Origin of the sequence: Pseudomonas sp. yb_9, assembly GCF_043103635.1 — a bacterium.
GTDB classification, from domain to species: domain Bacteria; phylum Pseudomonadota; class Gammaproteobacteria; order Pseudomonadales; family Pseudomonadaceae; genus Aquipseudomonas; species Aquipseudomonas monteilii.
Genome location: NZ_JBICKA010000067.1, coordinates 104,922 through 121,306 on the forward strand (window position 1 = coordinate 104,922; position 16,385 = coordinate 121,306).

Genomic DNA, 16,385 nt, shown 5'->3' on the forward strand with positions numbered 1-16,385 from the left:
AAAAAGGCGCCCGCCTGTCTTCTGTGACTTGGCCGGGCGTTTGTGGCCTGTACCTGGAAAATAAGTGAGAATGCCGACAGCCGCATTCGGCAAACCGAACTTATCATATCCAAGAAACGTCATCAGCTTAAGGCCCAGATCGCAAATGAAACGAACCGCGTTCTTCATCTCCGACGGCACCGGTATCACTGCCGAAACCTTGGGCCAGAGTTTGCTCGCGCAATTCGAGAGCATTCCGTTCAACAAATTTACCCGCCCGTACATCGATTCGCCGGACAAAGCGCGGACCATGGTCCAGCAAATCAACGCTGCCGCCGAGCGTGACGGGGTGCGCCCGATCATCTTCGACACCATCGTCAATCAGGACATCCGTGAGATCCTGGCGACGTCGAATGGCTTCATGATCGACATCTTTTCCTCTTTTTTATCCCCGCTCGAGCAGGAATTGACCGCCCATTCGTCGTATTCCGTGGGTAAATCGCACTCGATTGGCGGTAATTCCAACTACATGGAACGCATCGAGGCTGTGAACTTCGCCCTGGACAACGACGACGGCGCGCGTACCCACTACTACGACAAGGCCGACCTGATTCTGGTTGGCGTGTCGCGTTGCGGCAAGACCCCGACCTGCCTGTACATGGCCATGCAGTTCGGCATCCGCGCCGCCAACTACCCGCTGACCGAGGACGACATGGAGCGCCTGCAGCTGCCGGCAGTGCTGAAAAAGCACCACAACAAGCTGTTCGGCCTGACCATCGACCCCGATCGCCTCACCGCCATCCGCCACGAGCGCAAGCCCAACAGCCGCTATTCCAGCTTTGCCCAGTGCGAGTTCGAAGTGCGTGAGGTGGAGAGCCTGTTCCGCAGGGAGAACATTCCCAACATCAATTCCACGCATTTTTCGGTGGAAGAGATTTCGGCGAAGATTCTGGTGGAGAAAGGCGTGGAGCGCAGGTTCAAGTAAGCCAGAACAGGTAATACAAAAAAGCCCCGGCATCACTGCCGGGGCTTTTTCATTTCAGCCTGATGATCAGGACGGCACCACCGCCGCCTGCCCGCTCATGGCCAGGTCGACCAGCTCGCGGTTGGCCACCGCGTACATCGCATAGTCGGTGCCCGTGGCATTGCGCAGGTCGTCCAGCATGGCGCGCCAGCGCTCCACCATCACCCGGTGCTGCTCGGCCCACAGCGCCACGCGGGCGTCCATGTCTTCCGGTGCATCGGCCATCTGCAATACCGAGATGGTGATTGCCCGTTGCTGCAGGTCAATGTCATCGCGGAACGCTTCGCGGGCCAAGGCCTGCCAGTTGTTTTCCACCGGCAGGTTGCTGATTTCCTGCAGGTACCAGGTCAGGTCCAGCGCGCTGCCCACGGCGAAGAACGCCTTGGCCACCTGCGCCGGTTCATGGCCGGTAACGTCGGCGGCTTCGATGATCGGCAACAGGGTGTACAAGTGGCTGGTACCGGCCACCATGCGCGCCAGCAACTCCGGGACACCGGCGTCGACAAAGCCCTGGTAACGCACCATCCAGCGTTCGCGGGTCGGGCCTTCCAGCAGCTCGTCCAGCTTGAGCCCCAACTGCGCAATCTTCGGCCCGAAGTGCGCGGTGTCGCGCCCGGCGTCCTGCTCGTTACGGCGGCTACGCAGGAACCAGCGGGTGGCACGGCGGCCCAGGCGCATCAGCTCGTCCATCAGGGTGAGCTGGATTTCCGCCGGCACCTGGTAGTCCAGAGCCTCGATCTGGCGGAACCAGTGCGGCAGGTGGAAGATGTCGCGCACGATCACATAGGCCCCGGCCACGTTGGCCGGGCTCATGCCGGTCGACTCCTTCAGGCGCTGGACGAAGGTGATGCCCATGTTGTTGACCAGGTCGTTGGCGATCTGGGTGCTGACGATTTCGCGCTTCAGGCGGTGGCGGCGCATGGCCTCGGCGAACTTGCTGACCAGCGACGGCGGGAAGGCGGTTTCCATGTCGCGGGTCAGGTAGTCGTCGTCCGGCACCAGCGACTTGAGCAGTTGCTCCTTGAGGTCGATCTTGCTGTACGAGATCAGCACCGACAGCTCGGCGCGGGTCAGGCCCTGGCCGGCAGCCAGGCGTTCAGCCAACTGCTCTTCGGACGGCAGGAACTCGATGGCGCGGTCCAGCTTGCCACGACCTTCCAGGTCGGCCATCAGGCGCTTGTACTCGGCAATCCGCTCGCGGGCGCGGCGGGCGGCCAGCGACAGCGCCTGGGTCTGCTTGTAGTTGTTGCCCAGCACCAGGTTGCCGACTTCGTCGGTCATGCTGCCCAGCAGCTGGTTACGCTGCTTCTCGGTCATGTCGCCACCCTGCACCACTTCGTTGAGCAGGATCTTGATGTTGACCTCGTGGTCGGAGCAGTCCACGCCGCCGGCGTTGTCGATGAAGTCGGTGTTGGTGGCGCCGCCGTTCAGGCCGAACTCCACTCGGCCGAGCTGGGTCATGCCCAGGTTGCCGCCCTCGCCCACCACCTTGCAGCGCAGTTCGTTGCCGTTTACCCGCAGCGCGTCGTTGGCCTTGTCGCCGACATCGGCGTGGCTTTCGCTGCTGGCCTTTACGTAGGTGCCGATACCGCCGTTCCACAGCAGGTCGACCGGTGCCTTGAGCAACGCGTTCAGCAGCTCGGTCGGGGTCAGGCGGTCGGCCTCGATGGCAAAGCGCTCTTTCATCTGCGGGCTGATGGCGATGCTTTTGGCACTGCGCGGGAAGATACCGCCGCCTTCAGACATGATGCTGGTGTCGTAATCGCTCCAGGCCGAACGCGGCAGGTCGAACAGGCGCTTGCGCTCGGCAAAGCTGGACGCAGGCTCGGGGTTGGGGTCGATGAAGATGTGCAGGTGGTTGAACGCCGCCACCAGTTGCAGCTTGTCGGACATCAGCAGGCCGTTGCCGAACACGTCGCCGGCCATGTCGCCCACGCCGATGACGGTGATCGGGTCTTCCTGCACGTTGATGCCGCGCTCGCGGAAGTGGCGCTGCACGCCCACCCAGGCTCCACGCGCGGTAATGCCCATCTTCTTGTGGTCGTAACCGGCCGAACCGCCCGAGGCAAAGGCATCGCCCAGCCAGAAGCCGTAGTCGATGGCAATGCCGTTGGCGATGTCGGAGAAGGTGGCGGTGCCTTTGTCGGCCGCCACCACCAGGTATGGGTCATCATCGTCGTGACGCACCACGTTGGCCGGCGGCACCACGCCACCGTCCTTGAGGTTGTCGGTGATGTCGAGCAGGCCGGAAATGAAGATGCGGTAGCACGCCACGCCTTCGGCGGCAATCTCGTCCCGGCTACCGCCCAGTGGCAGGCGGCGCGGCAGGAAACCGCCCTTGGCGCCGACCGGCACGATGACCGAGTTCTTCACCTGCTGGGCCTTGACCAGGCCCAGCACTTCGGTGCGGAAGTCTTCTTCACGGTCAGACCAGCGCAGGCCGCCACGGGCGACGTTACCAAAGCGCAGGTGCACGCCCTCGACCCGAGGCGAATAAACGAAGATTTCAAACTTGGGCACCGGCTTGGGCAGCTCGGGGATCAGCTTGGGGTTGAACTTGAAGCTAAAGTACGACTTGTTCTGGCCGTTGGCATCCGGCTGATAGAAGTTGGTGCGCAGGGTGGCCTTGATCAGGTCCAGGTAGCGCCGCAGGATGCGGTCTTCGTTGAGTACCTGCACGTCGTCGAGCGCGGTCAGGATGGCCTGCTCCAGGCGCTGCTGCTTGTCGTCGAGGTCATCCTGGGTGAGCTTGCGCGCCAGGTAGAAACGGGTCTTGAACAACCGGGTCAGCTCGCGGGCGATGTCGGTGTGGTTGTTCAGGGTGCTGGCGATGTAACCCAAGTCGAAGCCCAGGCGGATCTGCTTCAGGTAACGGGCGTAAGCGCGCAGCAGCGCCACGTCACGCCAAGGCAGGCCAGCGGTGAGTACCAGACGGTTGAAGGCATCGTTCTCGGCATCACCGCCCACGATGTGGATGAAGGCGTCCTGCAAGGTGTCGTTGAGCTGCTGGATATCCAAGCTCAGGCCTTCGCTGTAGGTGAAGGCGAAGTCGTGAATCCAGTACTCGCGGCCATTGGCGTGACGCAGGCGGTACGGGAACTCGCCCAGCACACGCAGGCCAAGGTTTTCCAGGATCGGCAACACGTCGGACAGCGCCAACGGGGTGTCGGCGTGGTACAGCTTGCAGTGCAGGATGCGCTCACCCACCTGGGTCAGCGGCTGGTAGAAACTCATGGCCAGCGGCTTGCTTTCCGACAGGCTCAGCACATGCTGCAGGTCGACAACGGCCGAGTGCGCGGCAAAGCGTTCACGGTAGCCGGCCGGGAAGCCCTTGGGGAAATCAGCGAGGATGTTGGTGCCTTGGGCTTCGCCGAAGTTCTCCACGACCAGCGTCGAATAATCGTCATGCCACGAGCGGCAGGCCTGGATCACTTCGCGTTCCAGCTGCTGCGGGTCGATGTCGATGCGGTTTTTTGGGTCTACCCGCAGAATCAGTTGCACACGGGCCAGCACTGATTCGGAGAAGAAGGTCCAGAACTCGCAGTCGCTGGCCTTCAGGCGCTCCATCAGTACTTGCTGGATTTTCTGTCGCACTTCGGTGGAGTAGATCTCCCGCGGCACGTACGCCAGGCAGTAGCAGAAGCGGCCGTACGGGTCCTTGCGCAGGAACACGCGGATCTTGTTGCGCTCCTGGATCTGCACGATCGCCATGACGGTGGTGAACAGCTCGTCGATCGGCGTCTGGAACAGGTCGTCGCGCGGCAGCACCTCCAGCACCTGGGCCAGTTCCTTGCCCAGGTGGGCCTTGGGGTCGAAGCCCGAGCGGCGCTCGACTTCGGCTACCTTGACGCGGATGTAAGGAATGGCATGCACGCTTTCGCCATACACCGACGAGGTGTACAGGCCCATGAAGCGGTGTTCCTTGATGACCTTGCCGTCGGCGTCCAGTTGGCGGATCGACACGTAGTCCGGGTAGGCCGGGCGGTGCACGCGGCTAGGCAGCGCGGCCTTGGCGAACGACAGCAGCAGCGGTTCGTTGAGGTAGGCCACGGCGTAGTCTTCGATGCGCAGCTCTTCGGCCGTCAGGCCCACGCGCAGGCGGCGCGGCAGGCCGAGGAACGACTGCTCGTCGTAAACCATCTGGCCGCCATCGGCATCGCCCTTGACGGTGAACTCTTCATAGCCCAGGAAGGTGAAGTGGTTGTCCAGCAGCCACTCGAGGAAGGCCTTGACCTCGCCCTTTTCGTGTTGCGCCGGGCCGAAGGCGGTCTGTTCCACCTCGGCCACCACGTCACGCAGCTTGGCCTTCATCGGCTCGAAATCGGCGACTGCCACCCGCACCTCGGCCAGCACCTGCTCGATCTCGCGGGCCAGCACGGTCAGCTCTGCGGCATTGGCGCAGCGGTCGATCTCCAGGTACATCAGCGACTCGTGGCGCACGCCCTCGCCCTGGGTACCCTTGGGCAGCAGTTCCAGCAGCTCGCCCTTGGCGCCACGGCGCACGCTGAGCACGGTGGTTTGCAGGGTGTGGATGCTGTAGCCACGACGGTTGAGCTCGGTGCGCACCGAGTCGACCAAAAACGGCAGGTCGTGGTGCAGCACCTCGACCACGGTGTGGGTCGATTGCCAGCCGTTGCGCTCGTAATCAGGGTTGTATACCCGCACTTGCGGGTATTCGGGGTCGAAACGTTCGATGATGCGCCAGGCTGACAGGGTGCAGCCGGCCAGGTCGGAAAGCCTGCGTTGGGTGAGTTCGTCCAGAGAGATGATGCCGAAGAACTGCTCGGCGAACAGCGCCACTTGTGGCAGGGACTGTTCGCTGATGTGCTGCGCCAGGGCCGCTTGCAGTTGATGCTGGAAGTCGGCTTTACTGGCTGCGGTGAAGAACGCCATCTGTGGTACTCCGCTTGGGCTTTGTAATAGTTGAAGCGTCGCTGCGTGCGCCGTGTACGGATCAACGATAGCCAACCCGTGGCAAGGCGGACGGTAAAACCAGGCGTTGAACGTGCGCGGGCACGCCCAGGGCTCGCCGAAGCTTAACGACTGATCGGTCATCAAGGCTTGCAGCGCTGCGACAATTTCGGTCAAGGGGCGGTAACTTTACGTTTATGCCTGTACGCAAGACTGTCAGAATTCCCTTCCATTCACTTTGATCCGAGCCCGCTCATGCAAATCAACACCGCCCTGCTCTTCGCCACCCCTTGCGATGACGAGGAAGACAACATGGCGACCCTGTGCTGCCACAGCGACAAGGGCCAGATGTTTCTGCTTACCCGCTACCCGGACGAAGACACCGTCGACCTGACCCTGGATGACGAACCATCGACGCTGGACGGGCTGAAAGTGACCCTCAGCGCCAAGCGCCTGCTGATTGAAGTGGCCGCCGGCGACCGCGATGCGCTGAAGGGGGATGAGGTGCTGGAAATCAACCTGACCAGCGACCTGAGCGACCTGGATGAAGTGAAAGAAACCCTGGAGAACATCCTGGCCGGGACCGGGACCTTCGTCTGCGAGCTGTGATTAACTGAACACCAGCGCGGTCTCTGTGGGAGCGGGCGTGCCCGCGAACACCGGCACAGCCGGTGCCATCCATCGCGTCGCCTGCTTCGCGGGCATGCCCGCTCCCACAAGGATCACGCCAACGCTTGCTGCATCTCTTTGGCCTGCACCCGCAGCGCCTCGCAAAACGGCTCCACCGCCGCCGAAGCCGGCCTGTGGTCTGGCCGTATCAGCATCACCTGGTACGGCACCGACACCCGCAACCTGCGGATCGGCAACCCGCCCTGCGCCGCCTCCAGCCCGCTCAACGGGTTGATGATCGCCACCCCCAACCCTTGCCTGACCATGGCACACACCGAGGCGGCACTGGTGGTCTCGATCACCGTGCGGCGGTTTACCCCCGCCGCGCGAAAGTACTGGTCCAGGCGCTGCCGGTAAGTGTCCAGGCTGGCCAGGTTGATGAAGTCCACCTCATGAAAGTCGGCAAGTTCCAGCTCGGCTTTTGCCTGTAGCGGGTGATGCGCGGGCAGCACGCACACCATGTTGGCGCTGAACAGCAGCTCGCCATAGGCACCGCGCGGTATCTGCTCGACCTCGGTCAGGCCAAGGTCATGCTGTTGGGCGATCAGAGACTCTTCCAGCAATGGCGATTCCTGCGCCAGGATACTCACGCTCACGCCCCGATGCTGCTGGTGGAAACGCTGGCAAGCCTTGGGCAGCAACGTCTGGGAGAACAGCGGCAGGCACGTGATGGCCAGCCTCCCCTGCTCGAAATTGCGAATGGCCTGGGCAAAACGGTCGATCCGCTCCAGCCCGACGTAGGCGCGCTCGACCTCTTCGATCAACAGCAACGCCTGGGCAGTCGCCACCAGGCGCCCACCCTCGCGCTCGAACAGGCTCAGCCCGGTCACCTGCTCCAGCCGCGCCAGCTCGCGGCTGACAGTGGGCTGCGAGGTAAACAGCAGGCGCGCAGCACCGGTCACACTGCCAGCGGCCATGATGGCACGGAACACTTCGATATGGCGGACGGAGAGTTTCACAGCAGTACCCGGCAAAGTCAGCAATGGGTATATCAGATATGAATGACTAGCAGAAAAATAGCTATTTTTCTGAATTCCTTGTTTGGCTCATCCTCGCGGTCATCCTTCTATGAGTAGCGCCACCATGACCGCACCTTTCTCCCTCCTGGCCGAAGCTGTCCGCCAGCACGGCTCGCCGCTGTGGGCGTACGACGCCAGCACCATCGCCGAACGTGTCGAGCAGTTGAAGGTGTTCGACACCGTACGCTTCGCCCAGAAAGCCAACCCTAACCTTCACGTGCTGCGCCTGATGCGCGCCCATGGTCTGGTGCTGGACGCCGTATCGCTGGGTGAGATGGAGCGGGCCTTCGCAGCGGGTGCCCGCGTGGACGGCGACCCTGCCGGCGTGGTGCTGACCTGCGACGCGCTGGACCGGCCGACCCTGGAGCGCGTGGTGGCCTCGAAGATCGAAGTGAACGCGGGTTCCATCGACATGCTGAGCCAACTGGGTGAACGCTCGCCCGGCCACCGCGTGTGGATCCGCATCAATCCGGGCTTTGGCCATGGCCACAGCCGCAAGACCAACACCGGCGGCGAGAACAGCAAGCACGGTATCTGGCACGAAGAGCTGGAGGAGGCACTGGCCTGCATCAAGGCCCATGGCTTGCACCTGGTGGGCGTGCACATGCACATTGGTTCCGGTGTGGACTACCAGCACCTGGAGCAGGTGGCTCGCTCGATGATCGAGCTGATTGGCCGCCTGGGCGTGGACATCGAGGCGTTTTCCATCGGCGGCGGGCTCTCCACCCCGTACCGCAGCACTGACAAACCGGTCGACCTGCAGCGCTACGCCCAGACCTGGGCGGTGGCGCGCAAGGAAATCGAAGCGATGCTCGGCCACCCGGTGCGCATGGAGATCGAGCCTGGGCGCTTCCTGGTGGCGGAATCCGGCTATCTGGTGGCCGAAGTGCGCGCCGTGAAGCAGGTGGGGCGCAATACCTTCGTGATGATCGACGCCGGCTTCAACGACCTAATGCGCCCGGCGATGTACGGTGCATACCACGGCATGACCCTGCTCGATGCCAACGGCCAGCCAGTGGACCGACCACGCCAGCCGACCGTGGTGGCCGGGCCGCTGTGCGAGTCGGGGGATGTGTTCACCCAGGACGACCAGGAGCTGACCCCACAGGACCTGCCCCAGGCGCAGGTGGGCGATTTGCTGGTGATTCACGATGCCGGGGCCTATGGGGCGTCGATGTCGTCGAACTACAACAGCCGGCCGCTGCTGCCGGAGTTCCTGATCGAGGAAGGGGCGCTGCGCATGATTCGCCGGCGGCAGACCGTGCAGGACCTGCTGGGCCTGGAGGCGGGGTTCTAATCTCAGTGCTTGGGGCTGCATCGCAGCCCCAATGGACAAACCTCCTTGCAATCACCTTGGCTCATCGCGACAATGCGATCAATTCCTATTCATATTCATATTGCGAATTTGACGCCATGTCGACGCTCGATCACCAGGCCCTCCACCAGCTCTACAGCGAAAACAACAGCTGGCTGAAAGGCTGGCTGCGCGCCCGCCTGGGAAACGCAGCCGATGCCTCCGACCTGGCGCACGATACGTTCCTGCGGGTGATGACGGCCCGCAGCCAGCTCCCCATTCGCGAACCGCGCAGCTACCTCAGCGCCATCGCCCGCTCCCTCCTGATCGACAAAGTGCGCCGCCGCGCTATCGAAAAAGCCTACCTGCAAGCCCTGGCCCTGCGACCGGAGCCGGTGGAGGTATCACCAGAGGTTCGCCTGTCGATCATCGAAATGCTGATGGCCGTGGACAGCCTGCTCGACGAACTCGGCCCCAAGACCCGTGCCATCTTTCTCGCCGTGCAACTGGAAGGCCTGACCTATGGGGCTGCGGCCGAGCGCTTTGGTGTGTCGGTCACCACGGTGAAGAATCACCTGATCAAGGCCATGACCCGCTGCCTGCTGGCAGTCGAAGGCTGAACGGCATGGACGTCAAAACCCTGGAAGCCGCTGCCACCTGGTACGTGCAGCTCAACGATGGCGACAGCAATGAAGCCCGCACCCACGCCTGGCGCCAGTGGCTAAAGGCCAGCCCTCAGCATGCCGCTGCCTGGGCGCGCGTTGAAAAACTTCAGCAACAATGGGCCATGGTGCCGCCACACGCGGCGCTGTCCAGCCTGGGCGCGGCGCAGACGCAGCGGCGCGATGTGCTGAAAGTGCTGAGCCTGCTGCTGGCCATGGGCGGCGGTGGCTGGCTGGCAACAGGGCAGGTGCCCTATCGCGCCTTGATGGCGCAACAACGTACCGGTACCGGCGAGCGGCGCGCTGTAGAGCTGGCGGATGGCTCGCAGCTGGAACTGAACGTGGGTACCGCGCTGGATGTGCGCTTTGACAGGAAAGTGCGGGCAATCCAGCTGTACCAGGGGGAGATCCTCGTGCGCCCGGCCAGCGACATTCAGCAGCGCCCGTTCATCGTGCACACCGACGACGGCAGCGTGCTGGCCCGCAGTACCGAGTTCAGCGTTCGCAAACTGGCACAGCAGACACGCGTGGGCGTGTTGCAGGCCAGCGTCGATGTACGCCCGCAGCGCCATCCTGACCGGGTGCTGCACGTGCAGGCCGGGCAGCAAACGCGCTTTGACCAGCAAGACTTCACCCTTGCCCATGCCCTGCCCGCCGACTCCACGGCCTGGCTACAGGGCATGCTGAGCGTGAACGACTGGCGCCTGGGCGACTTCATCGAAGAGCTGGGCCGCTATCGGCCGGGCGTGCTGCGCTGCGCCTCATCAATCCGGGCCATGAGCATTTCCGGCGCATTCCGTGTCGACAATACCGATATTGCGCTGGCCAACCTGCCGAAAACCCTGCCTGTAAGGGTGCGCTACCTCAGCCGCTACTGGGTGAATGTGGAGCCTGCCTGAACGGCTGGTGAAAAAACTTTCGCTCAAATCTTGCTGATTTTTATTCTCGTCCGTCCCTGACAAAAGCCGCGACGACAGCGACTTTCTGCCATGACACGGAAGGATCACCCAATGCCTCACCTGCACCCCACCCCTACCACGCTGAGCCAGGCCGTGCGCCTGGTGCTGTTCGGCATGTCCCTGGCCAGCGCGCCAGGCCTGCTGCTGATGCCTGCCCAGGCAATGGCCCAGAGTCAGACCGCCTACCATGTTGCCGCAGGCCCTCTGGGCAACGCCATCACCCAGTTTGGCGTGCAGGCGGGCGTCACCATTTCGTTCGACACCGAACAAACGCGCAACCTGAACAGCGCAGGCCTGGAAGGCAGCTACAGCATCGAGGAAGCGCTGGTGCGGCTGCTGAACAACAGTGGCTTGCAGGCACAACGCCAGGGTAATGGCGGCTATGTGCTGGTGCCTTCAGACAACGGTTCGGTGATGGAACTGGGGCCACTGAACATCGATGCCAACCGGCTGGATGCGACCAGCGAAGGCACTGAGTCTTACACCGCCCGCGCCGTGACCATCGGCAAGGGTGTGCACACGCTGAAGGAAACCCCGCAGTCGGTCACCGTGATGACCCGCAAGATGCTCGACGACCAGAACCTCAACACCCTGGAACAGGTGCTGGACAAGACCCCGGGCATCACCGTGTACGACTCGCCCATGGGCGGCAAGTATTTCTATTCCCGCGGCTTCAACCTGGACGGCCAGTACCAGTACGACGGCGTGCCGCTGGACGTGGGTGGCAACTACGTGCAGGCCAACAGCTTTTCCAGCGACATGGCGTTCTACGACCGTGTCGAAATCCTGAAGGGCGCAGCCGGCATGATGAAGGGCTCCGGCTCCTCCGCCGGCGGCGTCAACTTCGTGCGCAAGCGTGGCCAGGAAAAGGCCGCCACCACCGTCACCCTGTCTGCCGGCAGCTGGGACAACTACCGCGGCCAGGTGGATGTGGGCGGCCCGCTCAACGAGTCCGGCACGGTGCGTGGTCGGGCCGTGGCAGCGCTGCAGGACCGTCAGTACTTCTATGACATTGCCAAGCGCCAGGACCAGATTCTGTACGGCGCCATCGACTGGGATGTCAGCCCCGACACTACCCTGGGCTTCGGCCTGGCCTACGAGGATGTGGATGCCACCCCGTGCTACCACGGCCTGCCACGCTATGCCGATGGCAGCGACCTGAAGCTGTCTCGCTCCACCTGCCTGGGCGCTAGCTGGAACGACCTGCAAAGCCAGCGCATTACCGGCTTTGCCGACCTCAAGCACCGTTTCAACGATGACTGGACGCTGAACTTCGCCTCGGTCTACACCCACAACAACCAGAACATCGAATATGGCTATTCCGAAGGTTCGGTACCGGTCGGCGCCACCAGCGCCAGCATCGGCCGCTATGCCGGCCGTTTCGACTACGACCAGGACGACTATGGCTTCGATAGCTACGTCGATGGCAAGTTCGAAGCCTTCGGCCTGCAGCACGAGCTGATCATCGGTGCCAACGCCAGCCGGCAGAAAACCCATGACTACTTCGCGCTGATGGGGTTGAGCGGTAGCCAGAACCCGTTCGCCCCGTCGGCGGACTTCCCGCACCCGTCCAAGGACGACTATCTGGTCCTCCCCCTGCGAGGCGGTAGCATTCCCACCGACTCCACCACGACCCAATATGGCACCTACGCCAACCTGCGCCTGAAGCTGGCAGAACCACTGACCCTGGTACTGGGCACCCGCGTCAGCTGGTACCGCAACAAGAGCGATGCTTACACCCAGCGCTATGAGTACTGGGTAAACAATCGCAGCCAGGAAAACGGCCAGGTCACGCCGTTCGCCGCCGTGCTGTATGACCTGAACGACCAGTGGACCGCCTACGCCAGCTACGCCGACATCTTCCAGCCGCAAAGCGACAAGGTGAATGCCGAGCGGCAGTCGCTTCAGCCCAAGACCGGTGCCAACTACGAGGTTGGCATCAAAGGCGAGCTGCTCAATGGCGCGCTGAACACCTCGTTCAACCTGTTCCGCACTGTCGAGAAGCACCGCGCAGAAAGCGACTACAACGAAGCCTGCCCTTCAGGCGACGGCTACTGCTACACCGACAGCGGAAAGGTGCGTGCCCAGGGTTTCGAAGCAGAGATCAGCGGCTCGCCACTCGAGCGCTTGCAATTGCTGGCGGGCTACACCTACACCCAGACCAAGTACCTGAATACCATCGAAGACACCGACCCGACCGAGCTGACCTTCACCTCCAGCTTCATCCCGCGGCACATGCTCAAGGTGTGGGGTGACTACCAACTGGGCGGTGCACTGGAGCGTTTCACCGTCGGCGCCGGCCTGAACAGCCAGAGCGAAAACTTCCGCACTACAGGCACTACCCGTGTCGAGCAGGCCGGCTACACCGTGTGGAACGGCCGCGTGCAGTACCGCGTCGACCCGAACTGGACTGTTGCGCTCAACGGCAACAACCTGTTCGACAAGAAGTACTACGCCACCATCGGTGCGCCGGCCTGGGGCAACTTCTATGGCGAACCGCGCAACTTCATGGTGACCTTGCAAGGGGCGTTCTGAAGTACTTCACAACGTGCGGTCGGGCCGCTCTGCGGCCCGACCGCAGGGCGGTGAAACACCAGCCAAAATCAACATCACCGCATTTTCAGAAAGGCGTGAAATGCAGGCGAAGTTGGACATCCCCTCCCGCTTCATCATCCACGAAACCGTGCACTGGGTGCTGAACCACCGCATGAACAGCGCACTGCCCGGCTACCTGATACTCAGCGCACGGGCGCCGTTCAACTCACTGGCCGCCTTGCCCGTAGAGGCCCAAGCCGAGCTGGGCATTCTCATGGCGCGCACGCAGCAGGTGATGGAAGCGCAGCTGCAACCGGCGCGGTTGTACATGCACACCTCGACGAACTGCCTTACAAAGATTGCCACCCGGTCTTTCAGCGAGCCTTGGCTCACTTGTGCGAAACGCTCGAAAGCAACTTGCGCACCCACTGAACTGCTGCGCAACACCTCCAGCAGCATCAGAAAGCTCGGCACCGACAGGCATACCCGCCGCGCCCTGCCGATACGCGCCAGCGCTTCATCGCTGACACCGTGAAAGGCACCGCTGCCCAGCGAGACGATTGCGTGCGCCAGCGTACAGAAGGTGTCGAGGTCCAGGTACCCGGTGGCTGGGCGCCCAACGCGCATGGCGCAGACGTACTGCTCATCGTGCCCGGCACCACCGAGAACTTTGCCTCGAACAAAATCATCATCGCCGGCCTCACTGCCGAAGCCGTCTGGCAACAACTGGATGACACGCGGGCGTTGCCAACGTACTACCGCAATGCAGCGGACATCCGTTTTCATGATGGCTCCGGCCCGTACCTGAGCAACGGCGCACGCTTTCGCTTCACCACGTTCGGTTTCCCGGTCGAGGCGCAGGTTACCGAGCATATGCCACCTGTTCCAGGCCAACCCGCACGCGTGGCTTGGCATGGCTGGGGGCTGACTTGTCGGCCCGCACTACCCTGCCCTGCAGGGTGCGCAGCACCTTGCGCTTGGCGTTGGCTGGCAGCCCTCTGGTCTGGCTGATGCCAACCGTCACATCGCCTGCTGCCAGCAAATCCGGTATGCGCCAGTAATCCACATGCTGCACAACCACCACCACGTTCGGCGCCTCCACCCGCAGGGCCCGCAGCAGTGGCGGCAGCAAGCCCGACTCCACGTCATCGGACAAACCGATGCGGAACGTCATGTTGCTGGTTGCCGGGTCGAAGTCATGGGACAGACTGAGGGCGATGGACATCGCATCCAGCGCCGGGGTGAGGTACTTGATCACCTCTTCGGCCCTGGCCGACGGTTCCATGCGGTTACCCACACGGAGCAGCAACGGGTCGTTGAACATCGCCCGCAACCTGGCCAGCGCGGCGCTGACCGTGGGTTGGGCGATGAACAGTTTTTCTGCCGCACGGGTGAGGTTGCGCTCTTGCATCAGGGCTTCGAACACCACCATCAGGTTGATATCGGCTTTGCGCAGTTCGTTTCGGTTCATTGGCGCTCCCGGGGCCATGCTTGTTTTGCGGGTCAATTGCAGCATTGACAGTAATCCTGACCGAGTCAAAGGTGCAGACTTGTATCCCCGGTGCTGGCTCAGACAACCCAATCCGGGTACCCTCCTCACTTCCCTTCCGGCCTCCCCTGCCGTGCACCGCCCAGGCGTTGATTCGCGAAGCGGTCATTCATGATGCCGACCCTTGCATGGCCGCCAATCACCGGTGCGCCCACCCGCCATCAATCCACTCAGGATGACCTCATGATCATTCGCCAAGGAAATGCTGCCGACTACCCGCAGCTGCTCGACATCTGGCTGCGCGCCGTGCGCGCTACACACCGTTTTCTGCAACCCGCCGACATCGACGCGTTGCTGCCACAGCTGCGCGATATCTACTTCCCGGCCGTCGAGCTGTGGGTAGCAGTCGACACGGATGACCAGCCGCTGGGCTTCATCGGCTTCAACGAGCAGCATGTGGAAATGCTGTTCGTCGACCCCGACCTTCATGGGCAAGGCATTGGCCGCGCGCTGCTGGACTTCGGCCGCCAATCGCGCCATTCAATGAGTGTCGACGTCAACGAGCAAAACCCGCAGGCTGTGGGCTTCTACCGGCATTACGGTTTCATCCAGACAGGCCGTTCGCCGCTGGATGGCGAGGGCCGGCCATTTCCCTTGCTGCATATGAGCTTGCCCCTAGGGAGTGATTGAGAGGCATACATTGCAAGGGGCGGCCCCTTGTGTCGCAAAAGGGCCGCCATGCGGCCCCGGCAAGGTTGCGGCCATGAGAGAAGCCGTTTAGCGGGTCAGTTCTATTTCGTTCATCAATGCCCTGGCCAACGCTGTGAAGTATTCGGCGGCGCGTGCGCGATGCCGCCGCATCACATACGTCGGACTCGCTGATACGAAAACTCGCATCTCCCTACGCTTCAGCAATTTTATGTCTTATTTAACGCAAAAATAGCAACATAAGAACAATCTAATTCCAATGTGCGGCAACCCTTAGCAATCGAGCATCGCTCAACCACCGTATACTCGGATCCACTATCGAGGATGCCCACATGCAAGCACTGGGAATGGATTACCGGCACGGCGATGAAGTCGCCAGCCACTGCCACGCCGAAGACCAGCTGATCTACGCCGCCAGCGGTGTGATGCGGGTCAGCAGCGAGGGCGGTAGTTGGGTGATCCCCGGCGGGCACGCGTTATGGATGCCCGCCGGAGTCAGCCATGCCATTCGCATGGAGGGCGCGGTCAGCATGCGCACCTTGTTGCTTGAGGCACGCGTCGCGCATTGCCAGGTGATCGTTGTGTCCGGCCTGCTGCACGAGCTGATCCTGGCTGCAGCGCGCCTGCTCGACCTGCGAGACGGCGAACACGTGCGGGCGTTGATTCAGTGTGAGTTGGCCACTGCCAGGCGCATCGATGCCTTTGTGCCACTGCCGCACCAGGCGCGTTTGCGTGCCTGGTGCGAGCGCTTCTTGCAGGACCCGGCTCAGGACCTGACCCTGGAACAATGCGGCGCACAGCTGAACATGAGTGCCCGCAGCGTGGCGCGGCTGTTCCAGCGCGAGGTGGGCATGTCGTATGGCGAATGGCGCGCCCGGGCCCGGGTGATGCTCAGCCAGCAGTGCCTGGCCAACGGCCAGCCCATCCTGAATGTGGCACTGGAACATGGCTACCAGAGCGCCAGCGCCTTTGCCGCCATGTTCAAGCGCATCCTCGGCTACGCCCCCAGCGACTGGCAGAACGGCTGCGCGCGCGGGTACTGACTGACAGGTTGTCCCACTTACGCGCAGGGTTGTCCTGCTTGCGGCAGCGAGGCCTGGCTCGCCATCGTTAACCTCGCATCACCACCCCTGAAG

The 16,385-nt window shown here is 62.6% G+C and carries 11 protein-coding genes and 1 pseudogene; 8 read left to right on the top strand and 4 right to left on the bottom strand.

From position 1 onward, the window contains the following. Positions 1 to 145: 145 nt before the first annotated feature. Positions 146 to 964 carry a pyruvate, water dikinase regulatory protein gene (locus tag ACF8MI_RS18780; protein WP_012271263.1) on the top strand — a complete coding sequence of 273 codons (819 nt, stop codon included), beginning with the start codon at positions 146 to 148 and terminating at the stop codon, positions 962 to 964. A gap of 66 nt (positions 965 to 1,030) precedes the next feature. Here the strand turns inward: ACF8MI_RS18780 and ACF8MI_RS18785 are convergent, their stop codons facing one another. Next, complete coding sequence (locus ACF8MI_RS18785; protein WP_060498832.1) at positions 1,031 to 5,896, bottom strand: NAD-glutamate dehydrogenase; 4,866 nt, start codon at positions 5,894 to 5,896, stop codon at positions 1,031 to 1,033. Positions 5,897 to 6,169: 273 nt separating this feature from the next. Here ACF8MI_RS18785 and ACF8MI_RS18790 point away from each other — a divergent pair, with 273 nt between their 5' ends. Then, positions 6,170 to 6,523 carry a hypothetical protein gene (locus tag ACF8MI_RS18790; protein WP_009684028.1) on the top strand — a complete coding sequence of 118 codons (354 nt, stop codon included), beginning with the start codon at positions 6,170 to 6,172 and terminating at the stop codon, positions 6,521 to 6,523. 113 nt (positions 6,524 to 6,636) lie between these two features. On the opposite strand, the gene ACF8MI_RS18795 is transcribed toward ACF8MI_RS18790, so the two are convergent. Continuing rightward, entirely contained in the window at positions 6,637 to 7,542 is a 906-nt protein-coding gene (locus tag ACF8MI_RS18795; RefSeq protein WP_164524259.1) for a LysR family transcriptional regulator, read from the bottom strand. Between the two features lie 124 nt (positions 7,543 to 7,666). On the opposite strand from ACF8MI_RS18795, the gene lysA reads away from it, so the two are divergent. The 4 genes from lysA to ACF8MI_RS18815 all read left to right on the top strand — a co-directional run bounded on the left by lysA (position 7,667) and on the right by ACF8MI_RS18815 (position 13,052). Further along, entirely contained in the window at positions 7,667 to 8,899 is a 1,233-nt protein-coding gene (gene lysA, locus ACF8MI_RS18800; protein WP_200929204.1) for a diaminopimelate decarboxylase, read from the top strand. A gap of 116 nt (positions 8,900 to 9,015) precedes the next feature. Then, positions 9,016 to 9,516, top strand: coding sequence for a sigma-70 family RNA polymerase sigma factor (locus ACF8MI_RS18805; protein ID WP_060498830.1), 501 nt, complete (start codon positions 9,016 to 9,018; stop codon positions 9,514 to 9,516). 5 nt (positions 9,517 to 9,521) lie between these two features. Next, positions 9,522 to 10,457, top strand: coding sequence for a FecR domain-containing protein (locus ACF8MI_RS18810; RefSeq protein WP_200929203.1), 936 nt, complete (start codon positions 9,522 to 9,524; stop codon positions 10,455 to 10,457). A 111-nt stretch (positions 10,458 to 10,568) separates the two neighbouring features. Continuing rightward, positions 10,569 to 13,052: a TonB-dependent receptor gene (locus ACF8MI_RS18815; RefSeq protein ID WP_060498828.1), complete on the top strand. Its 2,484-nt coding sequence runs from the start codon at positions 10,569 to 10,571 to the stop codon at positions 13,050 to 13,052. A 192-nt stretch (positions 13,053 to 13,244) separates the two neighbouring features. Here ACF8MI_RS18815 and ACF8MI_RS18820 read toward each other — a convergent pair whose 3' ends face one another. Together ACF8MI_RS18820 and ACF8MI_RS18825 are read right to left on the bottom strand one after the other, a co-directional pair. Then, positions 13,245 to 13,838: a hypothetical protein gene (locus tag ACF8MI_RS18820; RefSeq protein ID WP_156867068.1), complete on the bottom strand. Its 594-nt coding sequence runs from the start codon at positions 13,836 to 13,838 to the stop codon at positions 13,245 to 13,247. 139 nt (positions 13,839 to 13,977) lie between these two features. Then, positions 13,978 to 14,523, bottom strand: a pseudogene (locus ACF8MI_RS18825) (LysR family transcriptional regulator); the annotation flags it as partial. Positions 14,524 to 14,784: 261 nt separating this feature from the next. Between ACF8MI_RS18825 and ACF8MI_RS18830 the strand changes: the two are divergent. Beyond that, positions 14,785 to 15,231 carry an acetyltransferase gene (locus ACF8MI_RS18830; RefSeq protein ID WP_156867067.1) on the top strand — a complete coding sequence of 149 codons (447 nt, stop codon included), beginning with the start codon at positions 14,785 to 14,787 and terminating at the stop codon, positions 15,229 to 15,231. Positions 15,232 to 15,581: 350 nt separating this feature from the next. After that, positions 15,582 to 16,292 carry a helix-turn-helix transcriptional regulator gene (locus ACF8MI_RS18835; protein ID WP_060498825.1) on the top strand — a complete coding sequence of 237 codons (711 nt, stop codon included), beginning with the start codon at positions 15,582 to 15,584 and terminating at the stop codon, positions 16,290 to 16,292. The last annotated feature ends 93 nt before the right edge of the window (positions 16,293 to 16,385 follow it).